General features: G+C 68.0%; 19 protein-coding genes and 1 other RNA gene. 9 read left to right on the top strand and 11 right to left on the bottom strand.

All coding sequences use genetic code 11. The annotated features are described in order from the left end of the window. Positions 1–3: 3 nt before the first annotated feature. Positions 4–1,245: an exodeoxyribonuclease VII large subunit gene (xseA, locus tag K2F54_RS06465; protein ID WP_255576784.1), complete on the bottom strand. Its 1,242-nt coding sequence runs from the start codon at positions 1,243–1,245 to the stop codon at positions 4–6. A gap of 91 nt (positions 1,246–1,336) precedes the next feature. Here xseA and K2F54_RS06460 point away from each other — a divergent pair, with 91 nt between their 5' ends. Next, positions 1,337–2,377, top strand: coding sequence for a 4-hydroxy-3-methylbut-2-enyl diphosphate reductase (locus tag K2F54_RS06460; RefSeq protein WP_220605153.1), 1,041 nt, complete (start codon positions 1,337–1,339; stop codon positions 2,375–2,377). Between the two features lie 28 nt (positions 2,378–2,405). On the opposite strand, the gene K2F54_RS06455 is transcribed toward K2F54_RS06460, so the two are convergent. Both K2F54_RS06455 and fbaA read right to left on the bottom strand, forming a co-directional pair. Further along, positions 2,406–3,002, bottom strand: coding sequence for a DUF6264 family protein (locus K2F54_RS06455; protein ID WP_220605037.1), 597 nt, complete (start codon positions 3,000–3,002; stop codon positions 2,406–2,408). Positions 3,003–3,005: 3 nt separating this feature from the next. Continuing rightward, a complete protein-coding gene (gene fbaA, locus K2F54_RS06450; protein ID WP_220605036.1) occupies positions 3,006–4,031 on the bottom strand; it encodes a class II fructose-bisphosphate aldolase in 1,026 nt (341 codons plus the stop codon). Between the two features lie 215 nt (positions 4,032–4,246). Between fbaA and glpX the strand changes: the two genes are divergently transcribed. Further along, positions 4,247–5,179 carry a class II fructose-bisphosphatase gene (gene glpX, locus K2F54_RS06445; RefSeq protein ID WP_220605152.1) on the top strand — a complete coding sequence of 311 codons (933 nt, stop codon included), beginning with the start codon at positions 4,247–4,249 and terminating at the stop codon, positions 5,177–5,179. Positions 5,180–5,210: 31 nt separating this feature from the next. Here glpX and K2F54_RS06440 read toward each other — a convergent pair whose 3' ends face one another. From K2F54_RS06440 to K2F54_RS06430, 3 genes are read right to left on the bottom strand one after another with little or no spacing between them, the layout of a single operon-like run. Further along, a complete protein-coding gene (locus K2F54_RS06440; RefSeq protein ID WP_220605035.1) occupies positions 5,211–5,867 on the bottom strand; it encodes a pentapeptide repeat-containing protein in 657 nt (218 codons plus the stop codon). Continuing rightward, positions 5,867–6,319, bottom strand: a complete 453-nt coding sequence (locus tag K2F54_RS06435; RefSeq protein ID WP_220605034.1) for a nitroreductase family deazaflavin-dependent oxidoreductase — start codon at positions 6,317–6,319, stop codon at positions 5,867–5,869. Before K2F54_RS06435 ends, K2F54_RS06440 begins: the two co-directional genes overlap by 1 nt. A gap of 5 nt (positions 6,320–6,324) precedes the next feature. After that, on the bottom strand, positions 6,325–7,557 hold the full coding sequence (locus tag K2F54_RS06430) for an MFS transporter (protein ID WP_220605033.1): 1,233 nt from the start codon (positions 7,555–7,557) through the stop codon (positions 6,325–6,327). 41 nt (positions 7,558–7,598) lie between these two features. On the opposite strand from K2F54_RS06430, the gene prfB reads away from it, so the two are divergent. The 5 genes from prfB (at position 7,599) to ssrA (ending at position 12,018) form a co-directional block, all read left to right on the top strand. Beyond that, positions 7,599–8,705, top strand: coding sequence for a peptide chain release factor 2 (gene prfB, locus K2F54_RS06425; RefSeq protein WP_220605032.1), 1,107 nt, complete (start codon positions 7,599–7,601; stop codon positions 8,703–8,705). Between the two features lie 73 nt (positions 8,706–8,778). Beyond that, positions 8,779–10,014 carry a cell division ATP-binding protein FtsE gene (ftsE, locus tag K2F54_RS06420; protein ID WP_220605031.1) on the top strand — a complete coding sequence of 412 codons (1,236 nt, stop codon included), beginning with the start codon at positions 8,779–8,781 and terminating at the stop codon, positions 10,012–10,014. After that, positions 10,011–10,925, top strand: coding sequence for a permease-like cell division protein FtsX (gene ftsX / locus K2F54_RS06415; RefSeq protein WP_220605030.1), 915 nt, complete (start codon positions 10,011–10,013; stop codon positions 10,923–10,925). Before ftsE ends, ftsX begins: the two co-directional genes overlap by 4 nt. An 84-nt stretch (positions 10,926–11,009) precedes the next feature. Continuing rightward, a complete protein-coding gene (smpB, locus tag K2F54_RS06410; RefSeq protein ID WP_066599783.1) occupies positions 11,010–11,486 on the top strand; it encodes an SsrA-binding protein SmpB in 477 nt (158 codons plus the stop codon). A gap of 146 nt (positions 11,487–11,632) precedes the next feature. Continuing rightward, positions 11,633–12,018, top strand: a transfer-messenger RNA (tmRNA) gene (gene ssrA / locus K2F54_RS06405). Between the two features lie 93 nt (positions 12,019–12,111). Here the strand turns inward: ssrA and K2F54_RS06400 are convergent. After that, the gene (locus K2F54_RS06400) at positions 12,112–12,948 is read right to left on the bottom strand and encodes a class II glutamine amidotransferase (protein WP_220605029.1); all 837 of its coding nucleotides are present in this window, start codon (positions 12,946–12,948) and stop codon (positions 12,112–12,114) included. A 195-nt stretch (positions 12,949–13,143) separates the two neighbouring features. On the opposite strand from K2F54_RS06400, the gene K2F54_RS06395 reads away from it, so the two are divergent. Then, on the top strand, positions 13,144–14,337 hold the full coding sequence (locus tag K2F54_RS06395; protein ID WP_220605028.1) for a carboxylate-amine ligase: 1,194 nt from the start codon (positions 13,144–13,146) through the stop codon (positions 14,335–14,337). Here the strand turns inward: K2F54_RS06395 and K2F54_RS06390 are convergent. Both K2F54_RS06390 and K2F54_RS06385 read right to left on the bottom strand, forming a co-directional pair. Continuing rightward, positions 14,334–15,074, bottom strand: coding sequence for a PIG-L family deacetylase (locus tag K2F54_RS06390; RefSeq protein ID WP_308287546.1), 741 nt, complete (start codon positions 15,072–15,074; stop codon positions 14,334–14,336). The two genes, K2F54_RS06395 and K2F54_RS06390, sit on opposite strands and share 4 nt — an antisense overlap. Beyond that, positions 15,071–16,288 carry a glycosyltransferase gene (locus tag K2F54_RS06385; RefSeq protein ID WP_308287545.1) on the bottom strand — a complete coding sequence of 406 codons (1,218 nt, stop codon included), beginning with the start codon at positions 16,286–16,288 and terminating at the stop codon, positions 15,071–15,073. Before K2F54_RS06385 ends, K2F54_RS06390 begins: the two co-directional genes overlap by 4 nt. Positions 16,289–16,393: 105 nt before the next feature. Between K2F54_RS06385 and K2F54_RS19515 the strand changes: the two genes are divergently transcribed. Next, positions 16,394–17,659, top strand: coding sequence for a GAF domain-containing protein (locus K2F54_RS19515; RefSeq protein ID WP_220605027.1), 1,266 nt, complete (start codon positions 16,394–16,396; stop codon positions 17,657–17,659). Between the two features lie 7 nt (positions 17,660–17,666). Here the strand turns inward: K2F54_RS19515 and K2F54_RS06375 are convergent, their stop codons facing one another. Together K2F54_RS06375 and K2F54_RS06370 are read right to left on the bottom strand one after the other, a co-directional pair. Continuing rightward, the gene (locus K2F54_RS06375) at positions 17,667–17,993 is read right to left on the bottom strand and encodes a hypothetical protein (RefSeq protein ID WP_220605026.1); all 327 of its coding nucleotides are present in this window, start codon (positions 17,991–17,993) and stop codon (positions 17,667–17,669) included. After that, on the bottom strand, positions 17,980–18,183 hold the full coding sequence (locus K2F54_RS06370; protein WP_220605025.1) for a hypothetical protein: 204 nt from the start codon (positions 18,181–18,183) through the stop codon (positions 17,980–17,982). The genes K2F54_RS06375 and K2F54_RS06370 overlap by 14 nt, the downstream gene beginning before the upstream one ends. Between the last annotated feature and the right edge of the window lie 13 nt (positions 18,184–18,196).

The raw sequence follows: 18,196 nt of genomic DNA, 5'->3' as shown, positions 1-18,196 counted from the left end.
ATTCTATTTCGACGAATCCAGCGTCGACACAGCGGGCACGGTGCCGACGCCGACGGTGATGAGCAGGTCGGTGCCGGCCGGCGCCTGGTCGGCGGAGCGGAGCACGTGGCCGTCCGGCAGTTGCACGATCGCGTAGCCCCGGTCCAGGGTGCCCTGGGGGGAGAGGGCGCGCAGCTGGGAACGGAGTTCGACGACCGTCGACCCGGCCCGTTCGAGGGTGCGCTGCAGAAGCTCGGCGCCGCGGGCGACGTACCGGGTGAGGTCCTGTGACCGGCTGTCGATGATCCAGTCCGAGCCGCTGAGCACGGGCCGGCTGCGGAGCTGGCTGAGCCGGTCGACCTCGTGAGAGAGGATGCCGGTGAGCCGGCTGCTCAGCCGCGCCCTGGCCTGCTGTACCCGGTTGAGTTCGTCGGAGACATCCGGCACCACCCGCTTGGCCGCGTCGGTGGGGGTGGAGGCGCGTAGGTCGGCGACGTCGTCAAGCAGCGGCCGGTCGGCCTCATGACCGATGGCGCTCACCACCGGGGTGGTGCAGGCGGCGACGGCGCGGATCAAGCCCTCGTCGCTGAAGCCGAGCAGGTTCTGGAAGTCTCCGCCGCCACGGGCCACGATGATGACGTCGACGCTGGGGTCGGCATCCAGTCGTTGGATGGCCGCGGTCACCTCGCCCACCATGCGGTCGCCCTGCACGGCGGCGTGCACCACGCTGAAGTCCACGGCCGGCCAGCGCAGCTGGGCGTTGCGCAGCACGTCTTTCTCGGCGTCGGAGTCTTTGCCGGTGACCAGGCCGATGCGGTGGGGGAGGAACGGCAGGGCGCGTTTGCGGGAGGCGTCGAAGAGGCCCTCGGCGCTCAACTGGGCGCGCAGGCGTTCGAGCCGTTCGAGCAGGTCGCCCAGACCCACGTGCCGCAGTTCGAAGACCTGCATGGTGAGGGTGCCGCCCTTGACCCAATAGTTGGGCTTGACGAGGGCGATCACCCGGTCGCCCTGCTTGAAGTCGCCGGTGAGGCGGGCCTTGACCGACGACCAGACCGTGAAGCTCACCGTGGCGTCGATGGTGAGGTCCTTGAGCTTGCCGTAGACGTTGCCGCCGCTGGCGCCCCACTGCACGATCTCACCCTCGACCCAGGCGGTGCCGAGCCGTTCGATGTAGCCGCGGATCTTGTTGGAGAGCACCCCCACCGGCCAGGGTGAGTCGACGGTGGGCGGGGCATCACCCGCGGCGGGCATCGTGACGGCGTTCATGTCGCTCCGTTCCTGAGTGCTCTATACAGACGCGCCCGCTTAGACTGGTCGGGTGAGTACCAGTACAGAATCGCCCGTGATCGGCCTTGGCATGCCCAGAATTCCGAGCTTGCGCAACAGGCTCAAGGATACCCCGGTGGATGGGCTGAAAAAGGTGCTGCTCGCAGCACCCCGCGGCTACTGCGCCGGCGTCGACCGCGCGGTCATCGCCGTGGAGAAGGCCCTCGAGCTGTACGGCGCCCCGGTGTACGTGCGCAAGCAGATCGTGCACAACACCCACGTGGTGAGCGAACTCGAGAAGAAGGGTGCCATCTTCGTCGAGGAAGTGGACGAGGTTCCCACCGGTTCGCACATCGTCTTCAGCGCCCACGGTGTGTCCCCTGCCGTCGTGAACGCCGCCGCCGCGCGCGGCCTGTCGGCCATCGACGCCACCTGCCCGCTGGTCACCAAGGTGCACCGCGAGGCCGTGCGCTTCGCCCGTGACGACTTCGAAATCCTTCTGATCGGTCACGAAGGTCACGAAGAGGTCGAGGGAACCGCCGGAGAGGCGCCGGAGCACACCACCCTGGTGGGCAGCCCCGACGAGGCAGACACCATCACCGTGCGCGACCCCAACAAGGTGGTCTGGCTGAGCCAGACCACGCTGAGCGTGGACGAGACGATGGAGACGGTCCGTCGCCTTCGTACGCGCTTCCCGAACCTGCAGGACCCGCCCAGTGACGACATCTGCTACGCCACCCAGAACCGCCAGGTCGCGATCAAGAAGGTCGCTCGCGATTCCGATCTCGTGATCGTGGTCGGTTCGGCGAACTCGTCCAACTCGGTGCGCCTCGTCGAGGTGGCACTGGAGTACGGTGCCAAGGCCGCCTATCGGGTGGACTATGCCAGCGAAGTGAAGCAGGAATGGCTCGACGGGGTCAACACCGTCGGTGTGACCAGTGGCGCGTCCGTGCCGGAGGAACTCGTGGAGGAGTTGCTGCGCGACCTGGCCGGTGCCGGCTACGGCGACGTGGAACAGATCAAGACGGCGGAGGAAGACCTGCTCTTCTCCCTGCCCAAGGAGCTGCGCAAGGACCTGCAGGGCAAGACGGATGCGCGCGCCATCGGTGGGCGGGTCAGCCGCCCCGAGTAAGGCGGGGCCCGAGTAGGGCCCGAGCCGGTTAGGGCTGGCTGAAGTAGTCCAGCAGGGCCGCGTCGCCGGCGAGAACGGCGGCCATGGCGGCCACGAGGATCACGAAGGCGATGACGCCGCCGATGAGCGGAACGTAGAACGCCCGGCGGCGTCGCAGCAGCAGCAGGATGGAGATGGCGGCCGTGGCCAGCCAGAGAACGCCCTGACCGACGCTGCCGACCGTGACGATCGTGGCGACGGAGTCGGCGGCGGTGTAGTCACCGAGGCCGGCCTGCGTGTAGATCATCTGCAGCGACTCGGTCAGTGTGCCGAGCATGGAGATGGTGAAGAAGGCCCCGAGCAGCCCGAACACGAGCAGGCTGATGGTGACGGGCCGGTCCCAGCCCGGAGCGGGCGCCCGGGTGCCGGCCGCGGGCGTGGGGACCGGTCGTTCGGCCGATCCCCACGTCTGTGCAGCGGGTGCGGGGGTGACGGTGGCAGAGTCCGCTGGCGCGTTGGCGTCCTGCGGCGGGGTCCAGGTCCAGCCCTCCGGAGCCAGCTCGCCGTAACGAGGCTGGGGGCGGTGGTCGACCGGCGGCGTTGCGGCCGCCCGATCCTGGTCCGAGGAGTTCTCTGCCATCGTCATCCGCTAGCTGTTGGAGTGGCCGGCTGAGCCGAGCTGGCGGGTGGCCTGAGCGACGCGAGCGGCCATGGCCGACTCGGCGACCTTGCCCCAGGCGCGCGGGTCGTAGAGCTTCTTGTTGCCCACTTCACCGTCGACCTTGAGCACGCCGTCGTAGTTCTTCAGCATGTAGTCGGCGATGGCACGCGTGAAGGCGTACTGGGTGTCGGTGTCGACGTTCATCTTGACGACACCGTTCTTGACGGCCTCGGCGATCTCGGCGTCGGTCGAACCCGAACCGCCGTGGAAGACGAGGTCGAGCGGCAGGGCGCTGGTGCCGTACTTGGCGGCGACGCTGGCCTGGATCTCCGCGAGGAGCTCCGGGCGCAGCTTGACGTTGCCGGGCTTGTAGACGCCGTGCACGTTGCCGAAGGTGAGCGCGGCCATGTAACGGCCCTGCTCGCCGAGGCCGAGGGCCTCGATCATCTTGACGGTGTCGTCGAAGGTCGTGTAGAGGTTGTCGTTGATGTCGCCCTCAACGCCGTCTTCTTCGCCGCCGACGGCGCCGATCTCGACCTCGAGGATGGCGTTGATCGCCTTCGTGCGAGCGATGATGCCCTTGGCGATCTCGAGGTTCTCGTCGAGCGGGATGGCCGAACCGTCCCACATGTGCGACTGGAAGATCGGGTTGAAGCCGTCGGCCACAGCGGTCTCTGAGGCCGAGATCAGGGGCAGGACGAAGTCGTCCAGCGCGCCCTTGGGGCAGTGGTCGGTGTGCAGCGCAATGGTGACGGGGTAGTTGTCAGCGACGGCGTGCGCGAACTTGGCGAACGCGAGGGCACCCGCGGCACGGTTCTTGACGGTGTGACCGGCGAAGTAGTCCGCGCCGCCCGTGGTCACCTGGAGGATGCCGTCGGAGCCGGCTTCGGTCAGGCCCTGGAGCACGGCGTTGATCGACTGCGAGGAGGAAACATTGAATGCGGGGTACGCGAACCCCTTCGACTTGGCCTTGTTCAGCATTTCGGCGTATTGGTCTGGGGTTGCTATGGGCATTGCTTCTCCTCGAAATCGAGCGGGGTTGTCCCTCAAGTGTAGCGAGGGCAGAGGGTACAAGGTCCCGGAGGATCGGTGCTGGGTAAGCTGTGCCCGTACCGGAGAAGGCTTCCGGCTCAGTCCCTCAGCAACCCACATACGATCTCGAAGGACACCAACACACAGTGACTACCGAACACGATTCCCTCTACCTCCACCCCGATCGCAGCCTGGGCATGGAGCTGGTGCGGGCCACGGAGGCCGCCGCCATCCGTGCCGTGCCCTTCATCGGTCGCGGCGACAAGAACGCCGCAGACGCCGCGGCCGTCGACGCCATGCGCAAGTTCCTCGGCACGGTCGATTTCGACGGTGTCGTCGTGATCGGCGAGGGCGAGAAAGACGACGCCCCGATGCTGTTCAACGGTGAACACGTCGGCAGCGGCCGCGGCCCGGCCTGCGACATCGCGGTCGACCCGATCGACGGCACCTCGCTCACGGCCAACGGCCGGCAGAACGCGCTGAGCATGATCGCCGTCGCCGACCGGGGCAGCATGTACGACCCCAGCGCGGTGTTCTACATGGACAAGATCGTCACCGGCTGGGAGGGACACGGCGTCGTGGACCTCCGCCAGCCGATCGGCGAGAACATCCGTGCGCTGGCCAAGGCCAAGGGCAAGGACGTGTCCGACATGACCGTCGCGATCCTCGACCGGCCCCGGCACGCCGGCCTGATCGAAGAGGTGCGCGCCGCGGGCGCCGGCACCCGACTGATGCTGGACGGCGACGTGGCCGGTGGAATCAACGCGGCGATCACGGAGACCCGCATCGACATGTGTGTGGGTATCGGTGGAACACCCGAGGGCATCATCACGGCCTGTGCGCTCAAGGCCCTCGGCGGGTTCATCCAGGCGAAGCTGCACCCCAGGGACGACGACGAGGCCCAGCGGGCCATCGACGCCGGCCACGACCTGAACCAGATCCTGGGGGTGAACGACCTCGTCACCAGCGACAACACCTATTTCGTCGCCACCGGCGTCACCGACGGCCAGCTGGTCGGCGGCGTGCGCAAGATGGGCCCGAAGATCCGCACCGAATCCATCGTGCTGCGGGGGCGCACCGGCACCATCCGCCGGGTCGTGGCCGAGCACCTCGCGGAGAAGTGGCTCTGACCACTCCCTGACCGTCATTCACCGCTGACGGTTACCGAACGATGATGCCCAGCTGCGCGGCGAGCAACGGAGCGAGCAGCGCGAGCTGGGCATCGTCGATGGTGGCGCCCTTCAGGCCCGTCAGGCTGTGGATCGCCGAGAAGTCGCTCGAGCGCAGATCCACATCGGCGAGCCGGGCGCCGGCGACGTCGAGCGTGCCGATCCGGCAGTCGCGCAGTTCCAGCCGCTGCACGACGGCGCTGGAGAGGTCCAGTTCGTCGATGATGCAGTTGCTGAGCAGCACGTCGGTGAGGGTGGCGCCCCGCAGGTTCACGAAGTCCAGCTTCGAGCCGTCGATCTGCACGCTGCGCATGGTCGACTCGTACATCTCCACCGAACCGAGCCTGGAGTGCTCGATGCGCACGTCACGCCAGGCCGACCGGGGTGCGCTGAACACTGCGGCGTGCAGTTCGGTGGCCACGCACTCCGCCCAGGTGCTGCCGCGCAGCACCGTGGTGTTCAGGTCCACGGCGTTCAATTCGCACTCGGTGAACCCCGTTCCGGTGAAGTCCCGGCTGGAGAAATCGACCCGGCTGTACCGTTCGGCTTCACGGTCGTCACCGCGCCCGATCAGGGCGCCGTCAGAGTCAACCAGGTTGTCCAGCACGATGGGGTCGAGCTGCGGGCCGCGCGTGGTGACCCTGGCCATCAGGAGTGCGGCGTCTCGGTGACGGGCTCGAGCAGGAATACCGGGATCACCCGGTCGGTCTTGACCTGATAGTCGGCGTACGGCGGGTACGCGGCGACGGCGCGCTCCCACCAGATGGCCTTTTCGTCTCCGGTGAGCTCGCGAGCGACCATATCCTGCCTGACCGGGCCATCCTGCACCTCGACCAACGGATGCGCGAGCACATTGGCGTACCAGACCGGGTTCTTCGGGCTGCCGCCGAGAGAGGCCACCGCGGCGTAACGGCCGTCGTGCTCGACCCGCATGAGCGGAGCCTTGCGGATCTTGCCGGACTTGGCGCCGAGTGTGGTCAGCACGATGACGGGCATGCCGCGCAGGGTGGTGCCCCTGGTTCCGCCGGACGACTCGTACAGCTCGACCTGGTCGCGGACCCACTTCTCGGGGCTGGGCACGTACTCACCGTTCAGGGGCATGGTGGCTATCTTTCTCTCGGGGTGATCCGGGGATGGCGCGGCGCGTACCGGGGGATGTAACGCCAGAGAACACCGGCGCCGATCAATCCGACCACGCCCATGACACCGCTGGCGACCGACAGCGACAACGCCGCGATCATGCCCGCGACGGCCAGGGGAGCGGCGGCGCTGCCGAAGTCCGCCGTGAACCGCCAGGCACCCAGGAACGGGGCGGGGCCGGTGACCGGCGCCAGGTCGGCGCCCAGGGTCATCAGCAGACCGCTGCCGATGCCGTTGGCCAGGGACAGGAACATGGCCACGGCGATGAACCAGCCCACGTTGTCTGGCAGGTCGTGGGTGAACGCGAGTGCGAGCATCCCGACGCCCAGGCCGATCATCGAGGGGATCGCGGTCCACATGCGGCCGAACCGGTCCATGATCTGGCCGCTGGCGTAGAAGAGCGCGAAATCGATACCGCCGGCGATGCCGATGATGAGCGCGGTGTCCGGCTCATTGATGCCGATACTCACCGCCCAGAGCGGCAGCATGACCGTGCGGGTGGCCCGCATCGCGCCCACCAGGCCGGCGCCGGTGCCCAGGCGCAGCAGCACGCCACGGTAGGTCCAGATCGTCGCGAACAGGCCGGCGGCGGGCACCGCGGCAACCCGGGTCTTCGCGGCGAAGGTGACGGTCGGGTCTGGCAGCAGCATCAGCACCAGGGCCGCCGCGACGCAGCAGACGATGAAGACCCAGAAGACGGCGGTGGTGCTGCCGGTGAGGTGGATGACGCCGGCCGCGAGGAACGGGCCGACGAACCAGCCGGCCCGGAAGACCCCGCCGAGCGTGGACAGGGCCCTGGCGCGGTAGGCGACGGGCACATAACTGGTCATGAAGGCGTGCCGAGCCAGCGCGAAGATGGCCGTGGCCAGGCCGATCAGGAAGATGCCCACCGTGAGGACGATCGGGTTGGGCGCGACGATGCAGACCAGGACGGCGATGATCGCCAGCAGCGAGGCGCCGATCATGGAGTTGCGTTCGCCGATGCGCGACACCACGGCACCGCTGGGGATGTCGCCGACGAGTTCACCGACCATGACCATGGCCGCGATGAAGCCGGCCAGGGCGAGGGAGGCGCCGAGGCTGTCGGCCACCAGCGGGATGAGGGGAATCATCGCGCCCTCGCCGATCGAGAACAGCAGAGTGGGCAGGAACGCGGCCAGGGCGACTCCCCGCAGGCTGAAGGGGCGCTCGGTACTCATCGGTTCGATGCTACCCGGCGCCCGGTAGGCTGGTTTGCACAATGATTGAGCTGGATTTCTCTGAGCAGATCGCCGCGCTGCGGGCCACGTTTGACGACATCCGGTCGGTGATCGACATCGACCGCCTGAAGTTGGACATTGCCGAACTGAACGACCAGGCGGGCGCACCCGACCTGTGGAACGACTCCGAGCACGCCCAGAAGGTGACCAGTGAGCTCAGCCACCGGCAGAGCGAACTCAAGCGCATCGAAAGCATCGAGAGCCGCCTGGACGACCTCGAAGTGCTCGTGGAGCTCGCCAACGCGGAGGGCGACCAGGAGTCGGCCGACGAGGCGACGGCCGAGCTGAAGAGCGTGCAGAAGGTGCTCGGCGACCTCGAGGTACACACCCTGCTCAACGGCGAGTTCGACCCGAACCCGGCCGTGATCACGATCCGCGCCGGTGCCGGTGGCGTCGACGCCGCCGACTTCGCCGAGATGCTGCTGCGCATGTACCTGCGCTGGGCCGAGCAGCACGACTACACCACCAGCGTTCTCGACGTGAGCTACGCCGAGGAGGCCGGCATCAAGTCCGCCACCTTCGAGGTGAACGCCCCGTACGCCTTCGGCACGCTCAGCGTCGAGGCCGGCACGCACCGCCTGGTACGGATGAGCCCGTTCAACTCCGCCGGCAAGCGCCAGACCTCCTTCGCCGCCGTCGAGGTGGTTCCGCTGATCGCCCAGGCCGAGGCCGTGGAGATCCCCGACAACGACATCCGCGTCGACGTGTTCCGCTCCAGCGGCCCCGGCGGCCAGTCGGTGAACACCACCGACTCCGCCGTGCGCATCACCCACCTCCCCACCGGCCTGGTGGTGAGCTGCCAGAACGAGAAGAGCCAGATCCAGAACCGGGCCGCCGCGATGCGGGTGCTGGCATCCCGGCTGCTGCTGCTGCAGCGTGAGCAGGAGGCGGCCACCAAGAAGGAGTTTGCCGGCATCATCACCGCCAGCTGGGGCGACCAGATGCGCAGCTACGTGCTCGCGCCCTACCAAATGGTCAAGGACCTCCGCACCGAGTACGAGGTGAACAACCCGTCGAATGTGTTCGACGGTGACCTCGACGGGTTCATCGCCGCGGGCATCCGCTGGCGCAAGACGCCGACGGACTAGAAAGCTGGCGACTTGCCCCCTGGGGTATGTCGCAATTGGAAAAACCGGGGATGCTGCTTAGGCTCGAAACGCCATGATCCGATTTGATCACATCACCAAGAAATACCCCGGTACGAACCGACCGGCCCTGAACTCAATCGACGTCGAAATTCTTCGCGGCGAATTTGTCTTCCTGGTCGGAGCTTCGGGCTCGGGGAAATCCAGCTGCCTTCGCCTGATGCTCAAGGAGGAGAAGCCGTCCAGCGGCAGCATTCACGTGCTGGGCCAGGACCTGCGCTCCATCTCCAACCGCAAGGTGCCCTACTTCCGGCGCAACCTCGGGGTGGTCTTCCAGGACTTCCGGCTGCTGCCGAACAAGTCGGTCTACGACAATGTCGCGTTCAGCCTGCAGGTGATCGGCAAGTCCCGCGGCTACATTCAGCAGGCCGTGCCCGACACGCTCCAGATGGTCGGACTGGCCGAGAAGGCCCAGCGCCTGCCGCACGAACTCTCCGGTGGTGAACAGCAGCGCGTGGCCATCGCCAGGGCGATCGTGAACAAGCCGCAGATCGTGCTGGCCGATGAGCCCACCGGAAACCTCGACCCCACCACCAGCGCGGAGATCATGTCGCTGCTGGCCCGCATCAATGCCAGCGGCACCACGGTGATCATGGCCACGCACGAGGCCGGCATCGTCGACAAGATGAAGCGTCGGGTGATCGAGCTGTCCGCAGGTCAGATCGTGCGCGACGAGCGCCAGGGCGGGTACGCCACCGCGGCGATCCCGATGGTGCTGCCCGCCGGCGAACGTGCCGCGTCCAGGTCGTCCCGGATGCCCGCCACCGGTTCGGCACCGGCCGAACCCCTGACCTTCCCCGCCGACCCGAGCCCCGCGCTCACTCAGCCGAGCGAGACCGTGCCGGCCGAGTCTGGGCACGCCGAGACCGTGCCGGCCGAGCCTGTGCACGCCGAGACCGTGCCTGATTCTGCGCCGGCCGGGACCGTGCACGCCGACGCACCCGCGACGAGCCCGTCCTTCAGTGAGCCGGAGAGCGCGCCGGTGCCCGTGGCCGCCGCGGTCATCCCGGAGCCAGAGGAGATCACCGCGCCCGCGCAGGTGGAGCCCGTGCGGTTCACGGCGCTCGAACCACCCGAGCCCGTGGCTCTGCCGGCCCCGGAACCCGCGACCACCACCATGTCCCGGCCGCAGTTGCCGGTCACCCAGCATGACGAGCCGGAACAGCTCACCCTGGCCGAGAAACTCGGCCTGCGGGCTCCGGGCGAAAAGCCCGACCCCACCACCGAGCAGAACGTAGGACCCACCCGATGAGACTCGGACTTGTGCTTTCCGAAGCATCCACCGGCCTGCGCCGCAACGCCTCGATGGTGGTCTCGGTGGTACTGGTGACCTTCATCTCGCTCACCTTCGTCGGTGCGGCCATCCTCATGCAGATGCAGATCGGCCAGATGAAGAACTTCTGGTACGACCGCGCCCAGGTGGGCATTTACATGTGCACCAGCCTGTCCACCACGGACACCTGCACCGCGGGGGAGGCCTCGCCGGAGCAGATCGAGTCGGTCAAGGCCCAGCTGGAGTCGCCCACTCTGGCGGCCTTCATCGACAAGTACTACTTCGAGACCCACGAGCAGGCGTACGAGAACTTCCAGGCGCAGTTCGCCGGCAACCCTGTGGCCGAGTACGTGACCCCTGAACAGCTCAACCAGACCTACTGGGTGAACCTGGTGAACCCGGGCGACTCCGATGTTCTGGTGGAGGGTCTCTCCGGTGTGGCCGGCGTCGAGAGTGTCGCGGACCAACGCAAGTACCTCGACCAGATCTTCTCGGTGCTCAACGTGGCCAGTTACACCGCGATCGGCATTGCCGCGCTGATGCTCGTCGCGGCGGCGCTGCTGATCGCCACGACCATCCGGCTGTCAGCGTTCTCCCGCCGCAAGGAGCTGGGAATCATGCGGCTGGTGGGCGCGTCGAACCGGTTCATCCAAACACCGTTCATCCTGGAGGGTGTGTTCGCGGCGCTGCTGGGTTCGGTGCTCGCCGGTGGTGCGACGGTGGCGATCGTGCAGTACTTCGTTCAGGGGTATCTGGGGGAGAACCTCAGTGGCTTCGCCCTGGTGGGGCTGGAGGACGCGATCCTGGTGGTTCCGATCCTGGTGCTGATCGGTGCGGCGTTGGCCGCGGCGTCGGCGAACTTCGCGATCACCCGCTATCTGAAGGTCTGATCCGCGGCCCACGCGGCCGTCCACTAGACTGATGGGCTGCCCGGCGACTGCCGGGCATCCCACCGACCGATCGAGGAGAATGCCGTGCCCAGGGAAAAAGGCGAGAAGGTCGTCGCGACCAATCGCAAGGCGCGCCACGACTACCTCATTGAGGACACGTACGAGGCCGGAATGGTGCTCAGCGGCACCGAGGTGAAGTCCCTCCGCGCCGGTCGGGCCTCGCTCGTCGACGGCTACGCGTTCATCGAGTCCGGGGAGGCCTGGCTCGATGCTGTGCACATCCCCGAGTACACCGCCGGAACCTGGACCAATCACCCGCCGCGTCGTAAGCGCAAACTGCTGCTGCACAAGCAGGAGATCATCAAGATCAGCCACAAGACCAAAGAGGGCGGCTACACCCTCATTCCGTTGAAGATCTATTTCAGCGACGGCAAGGCCAAGGTCGAGATCGCCGTGGCGAAGGGTAAGAAGGAGTTCGACAAGCGCCAGACGCTGCGCGAACGCCAGGACAAGCGCGAGTCCGACCGGGCCATCTCCGCCCGCCGCAACCTCGGCGACTAGGCCGGGGGGTCGCGCCCCGCTACCGGGAACCGGGGCAGGTGTTGTAGACTGAAAGGCCGTGGTGGAAGCATCGCGGGTTTGGAAACTCAACAGCGTGTGACAACAACCGCCTTCCACCCGGCTCTGCGCCGGGGGATCGTGAACATGGGGATGATCGGTTTCGACATTGCCTGCGTAACTGTGAGAAGCGGGTCGAGGATGCAGGGTTATCTCGTAAACGATCTCTGCAAAACAATAAGTGCCAATTCAAACCGCACTGTCTCGCGTTCCGCTTTCGCCCTCGCGGCCTAAGTAGAACCACATTGAGACCGTCAGACCGGGAATGCTCTCTACTCGGACCCTGACGTCATTTAGAGAGATTGCTCCTATCCTGAGCCTCGGGGTATAGGGGGACTTAAACGAGGGCTGGGCTCGTCGGATCAGCTGCCAGTGGCAAGTTCCGGAGCCGAGTAGAACGCCTTCACTGGATACACCCGTAGAAGAAACATGACCACAGCAATGGACCGGGGTTCAATTCCCCGCATCTCCACCATTGGGTTGTTGCCACACGCTGTTGATTCCTGCGCTGTTGACCAGCGCCGAAACGCCACCCTCGCGGGTGGCGTTTCGTGCGTTGACGGCCGGGTCACGCGGCCAGGAAGGGCTGATGCCGGTAGCCGTCGGGGTCGATGGTGAGCGCGGACGACTCCGGTACCTCGAGGAAGGCGCCCGGCAGGTCGTTGAGCGGCTCGGAGACGACGACCTTCGCCGTGTCGCCGAAGGTGGCGAGGCGCTCCTGGTCGGGATACATCTGGCGCAGGGTGGGAATGTCGACCGAGTGGAACAGCGAGCGGGTGCGGCCCTGCGTGGAGTAGCGCACGGCCCACAACGAGGTGCCGTCCGAGACGGCAACGGTGCCCTGCCACGGGAATCGCACATTCTTCGCTTCGCCGACGGACTCGACCATGCGGATGTCCCGCCCGAGGGCGCCGAGCGGGTCGTCGCGCAGTCCGAGGGTGAGTGCGAGGTGGAAGACCACCTCGGAGTCCGTCGTCCCGAGCACAGTGGGGTACAGCGACGGGTCGATCGCCAGGGTGAGGTCTCGCCTGAGTTCCCGCCAGCCCGCGATGGCACCGTTGTGCATGAACATCCAGTTGTCGTGCCGGAACGGATGACAGTTGGTCTGCTGCACTGGCGGCGTGGTGGCCGCGCGAACGTGGGTGAAGAACAGCGGGCTTTCGATCGCTCGGGTGATCTCGCGCAGGTTCACGTCGTTCCAGGCCGGCTCGATGCTGTGGAAGAACGCCGGCGCCGTGCCCGCTGCCGCGTCAGTGGGGTACCAGCCGAAGCCGAAGCCGTCGCCGTTCACGGTCTCGGCGCCGAGCGGGGAATCGAGCGACTGAGCCACGATCGAGTGCTTGGCGTCGAGCACGATAGTGGACGGACGTAGCGGTTCCCCGATGTAGGCCAGCCATCTGCACATTCGCCCATCTCCTGTTCGGCTCGCCTGGGGCGGCGGGCACGCGACCATAATGCACCTATCTGCAGCATCGATGCAGGAGGTGACCTACGTCACCGTGAGACTCCTGACAAGGCCTTGACCACCCATCCGGGAAAGGTGAAGATCGTGCCAATCGAATTCACGCCGTTGTGAGCGGACGGCGGCGGGGAGGTCATCGTGGCGACGTTCGGCATAGAAGAGGAATTCCAATTCCTCGACCCTGAGACCCTGCGACCGGTGGATGCCGGTGCCACAGTCTTCGAGACCCTCTCGGCCACGACCGACTGGCGGGAGGTCACCCACCGGGAGTTCCTGGCGTCGCAGATCGAGCACGCGTCGGCGGTCTTCGAGCAGATCGATGACGCCCACGTCGCCCTCACCGGGTTCCGGCGATTGGTTGCGGCACACGCGGCCGAACTCGGTGTCGTCGTGGCCAGTATCGGCACCCCACCGGACACCACAGCGTTCCCGTCGATCACCGACACCGAGCGCTACCACCGCATCGTGCGCACCATGGACGCGGTCATCGCCGACCACCAGGTGAGCGGTCTGCACGTGCACGTGGGCATCCCCAACCGTGAGGCGGGCGTGATCGTGCTCAACGCGGTGCGGCCGTGGTTGCCGCTTCTGACGGCGATCGCGTCGAACTCACCGCTCTGGCGCGGGCAAGACACCGGACACGACAGCTGGCGCACGGTATTGCTGCGCCGGTGGACGACCTCTGGCTGCCCGCCCGCTTTCGTCGACGCCGCGGACTACGACCGGAGGATCGCCAGACTGCTGGGCATCGGCGGCACCGTCGACCTGGGTGTGATCATGTGGGACGTGCGCCTCTCCGAGCACCTGCCCACGATCGAGTTCCGGATGGCCGACGCGCAGCTGGACGCGCGGAGCACCCTGTTCATCGCGGCCCTGTGCCGGGCGCTGGTGGCGCACTCCCTCGGCGTTCCCGGCGCACAGAGCGCCGCGGCCAGAGCGTCGGCCGAGATGCCGTCGGAGTTGCTGTCGGCGGCGTTGCTGCACTCGGCGCACTACGGTATGCGTCAGGAGGTCTTCGATCCGATCATCGGCGCTCTGGTACCGGCGCACGCCTGCCTGGCCCGGCTGCTACGGATGCTGGCGCCAGAGCTGGGGCAGCTGGCCGATCTGGAGATGGCGACAGAGGCCGTGGCGCGGCTGGCGGTGGACGGCACCGGCGCCCAGCAGCAGCGGGCGGCGTTCAGCCGGAGCGGACTACCCGGCCTGCGCCGGCTGCTTTCCGCTTCTGTCACTGCGGCTACTGTCACCGCAGCCGCCGTCAACCCGGCCACCGTCAGCCCGCCCCGCGGCGACGCCAAGGTCGCGGCGGTGGTGGGATCCACCGTCGGCTAGGCGGGCGCCAGGAGGCGCAGGCCGGCGGAGGTGCTGATGGCCTCCCGCTGGCCGCCGGAGTGCACGATGTCGGTGCCGTGCACGGTGAGTTGGCTGGCGTGCGCGCGCAAGGCATCCGTCACCAGGGGCAGGTGCTCGGGGAGGTCGAACCACTCGGCGCCGGCCTGGCGGGTCTCGACGACCTCGGCGAACGGGGTTCGGGTGGCTCTGCTCGCGGCCACGGCGGCATCGTGGGCGCGCACGTGATCCGGATGCCCATAGCCGCCGCCGTTGTCGTAGCTGACCACAAGCGACGGGCGCAGCACCGCGATCAGGGCGACGAGGTCGTTGACCACCTCGGCCAGGGCGGCCACAGACAGGGCGTCCTCGGCGGCGTCGGAGGCCGGTCCGGCCAGGCCGGGCCGGATCCAGACCATGCCGGAGTCGCGGTAACGCCGCGGGGCCAGGCCTGGCACCCTGGCGGGGGGATCACCCAGCCAGAAGCGCTCGGTGACGCCCAGGATCCTGGTGGCACGGGCCAGTTCCCGCTCGCGCTCGCGGGCCAGGCGACCGGTGCCGGCCAGTGCCGTGAGCGGTCCGGGCACGATCTCGCCGCGTTCGCCGCGGGAACAGGTGACGAGGTAGACCTCGCTGCCCCTCGCGACGTATTCGGCGATGAGCGCTCCGGTGGAAATGGTTTCGTCGTCTGGATGGGCGTGCACGAAGAGGACGGCACGCTGGTCGTCGAGCAGGCTCACGCGCAGACCGCGACCGGGAGCAAACCGCAGTACACGTGCACCAGGCCGGCGGCGGAGCGGGGCCAATCGAAGACCTCGGCGCGCGCACGGGCCGCCGCGGAGAGGCGACGGGCCAGCTCGGGGTTGCCGAGCACCTCCGTGAGGGCGTCCGCCCAGTCGCGGGGGTCACGGGACTCGATGATGAGCCCGGTATCGCCGGCCAGCACGGCCTCCCGCAGACCGCCCGTGCCCTGGGCGACCACCGGAACACCGCTGGCCGCGGCCTCGAGGGCCACCAGTCCGAAGGTCTCGGAGTGTGACGGCACCAGGACGACCCTGGCGTTGCGGAACAGGGCGGCCAGCTCGACGCGGGAACGCGGGCCGACGAAGCGCACGCCGTCGGCGATGCCGTGCCCGGCGGCCAGCCGGGTGAGTTCGTCGATGTAACCGGCGTAGTCGGCAGAGGCATCACCCGCGATCACCAGCTCGGGGCGCAGGTGTGCCGGCACGGCGGCCAACGCTTCGATGGCGAGGTCGAGGCCCTTGAGCGGCTGCAGTCGTCCGGCGACCACGGCGTAGCCGTTCGGGTGGGCGCCGCGGGCCGGCGGCCGGGTGCGAGGGTGGAAGAGGGTGCCGTCGACACCGGGGTGCACGACCGTGACGCGGTCGGCGGACCCGCCCAGACGCTCCACGACGGTCGCGGCCTCCGCGGCGCTGATCGCCACGATGGCGTCGGATTCGCGGGCCAGCCAGGCCTCGCCGGCCATCCGCCCGGTTGACTCCGGACGCTCACCCTCGGACAGCGGCGTGGTGGCGTCGGCGGCGATGGAATGGAAGCTCTGCACGTGCGGCACGCCCAGGCTGCGGGCCAGGGGAAGCATGGCCATGCCGGAGAACCAGTGGTGCGAGTGGATGACATCCCACGGTCCGAGGGTGGCGGCCCGGCCACGGAATTCGTCGATGAAACCCTCGTGGTCGCCCTTGGGCACCGACCGTAGCGGTCCGGCATCCAGGTAACGCAGGGTCACGCCGGGGCCGAGGCGACGGGCGGCCGGCCTGTCGGGGGAGGACCGCCGGGTGAGGATCTCGACATGGTGTCCCGCCGCAGCCATGGCCTCTGCCTGGTGGCGGACGACGACGTTCATGCCACCGGCGTCACCGGAACCCGGCTCTGCGCCGGGGGAGGTATGCAAGGAAACGAGGGCGATGCGGAGGGGATCGGTAGCGGGAGACACTACAGAATCTTAGGACATCGGGCGGATGCGTATGATGATGACCAGTTGTATGCAATGTTCGCTTGCGGCCGGGTTCGCGCTCACCGCATCCAGTTGGAGGGTCACGTGGGCGGAATCCTTCGCTGGATCATGGCTCCCGTGATGCGCGGCTGGGTCCTGAATATCGAGCGGAAGTTCGCCGGCATCCCGCAGCCCCTCGACGCCCCGCAGGCGCACTCGGCAGGTCTGGACAGCCACCGCATCCTCCTGGTCGGCGGCGGCGCGGCCGTCGGGTGGGGCGTACTCAGCCACACCCTCGGCCTGCCGGGTTCCCTGGCCAGGGCCCTGACGGCCCGCACGGGTCGCGGCGCCGATGTCGACGTCTTCGCCGCCTCGAACATGACGGCGAGGTCCGCTGTGGGGTACATCGACGTCGACACCCTCCGCCGGTACCACGCCGTCGTGTTGACGCTGGGCGTCGGCGACGCCGGCCGGCTCACCTCTCCACGGGCCTGGCGACAGGACCTGGCCCGACTGGTCGACCGCGTCCTGCAGTCCAGTCCGAGCGGCACCGAGATCTATCTGGCCGGCATTGTCCCGCTGGCCTCCCTGCCCCTGTTCCGAACCCCGCTCGGTGCGCTGGCCGGAGCCCAGGCTCGAACGCTCAACGAGGTGAGCGCCCGGTTCTGTGCCAGACAGGACGGCATCACCTTCGTGCCGCTGCCGGCAACCCCGGCGTCGGAGTCCGGCCGGTTCCGTTCGGCCAGCGACTACGAGGTCTGGGCGGAAACCCTCGCCGCGCGCATGGTGGACCACCTCCAGCCGGAGCCTGGCTCGCCCGACAGTGCCGTGTCGGGCGGCTCGGCAGCACGCTCGGAGGCAGACACCGAAGAGGCCAGACGGCGTGCCCTCCAGGCCCTCAACCTGCTGGATACCGCCCCGGAGGAGCGGTTCGACCGCATCGTCGCCCTGGCCAGTTCCGCACTGGGCACCAGCGCCGCGGCGTTCACCGTGCTCGACGGTGACCGGCAATGGCACAAGTCTGTGGTGGGACTGACCGACACCGAGATTCCGCGGAGCAGTTCGTTCTGCACGGTCACCGTGCTGGAGCCGGCCGCACTGGTCGTTCCGGATGCGCTCCTCGACGACAGGTTCAGGACCAACCCGTTGGTCGTGTCCGGGCCCCGGCTGCGGTTCTATGCCGGCTTTCCCATCGAATCGCCCTCCGGCGAGCGGATCGGCGCGCTCTGCGTCTATGACGAGATGCCGCGGTCCGTCGCCGACGTCGACGTGGTGCTTCTGCGTGAGCTGGCCCTGGTGCTGCAGAACGAACTCTGGCAGTCGACAGGGGCGGCAGGCCCCGCTGCCGATGCCGGCGCAGTCACGGAGTGACGCGGTTCTACCTCGCTGCGCCCGCCAGGGAGCCGGTCACCGGCCCGCTCATGTCGCCGATGAGGCAGCGCACCACCCGTCCTCGATCGGCAGACCCGTCCGGCACCAGATAGGTGTAGCCGAGCGCGGATGTGGCGGTGTCTGGCAGGTCGAGGAACGGCCGGAGGGCCGCGCCGCAGCCTTCCTCTGCGGCGGCCACGACCGCATCCGTGTCGTCGATATCGTCGGAGTGTTGCGGCCGGCCCGCGATCTCGAGGTCGAGATAGACCTCCCAGTCGTGCGGGGCGGTGCAGGGCACGGGGTCGAACCCGGAGTGCAGATCACCGTCGACCACCGTCGACCACCGTGATGCAGTCGCCCACGGTGAGCTGCTCGATCTCACCGCTTCCGGCGCGCGCCACCATGCCCCCAGCGGCATCCTCCGGCGGGGCGAGCGTGAGGTCGGTGCAGCCGGTGAGCAGCAGGGCGGCAGCGGCGAGCAGGACCGGGCGGAGGCGGGCTGAACTGATACGGCGAGCAGTCATGACGCGGGGCGTT

It is taken from the genome of Cryobacterium inferilacus, from assembly GCF_019599185.1.
Lineage (GTDB): Bacteria > Actinomycetota > Actinomycetes > Actinomycetales > Microbacteriaceae > Cryobacterium > Cryobacterium inferilacus.
The sequence above is the reverse complement of the archived record's forward strand: the minus strand, read 5'-3'. Positions and strand labels throughout refer to the sequence as shown.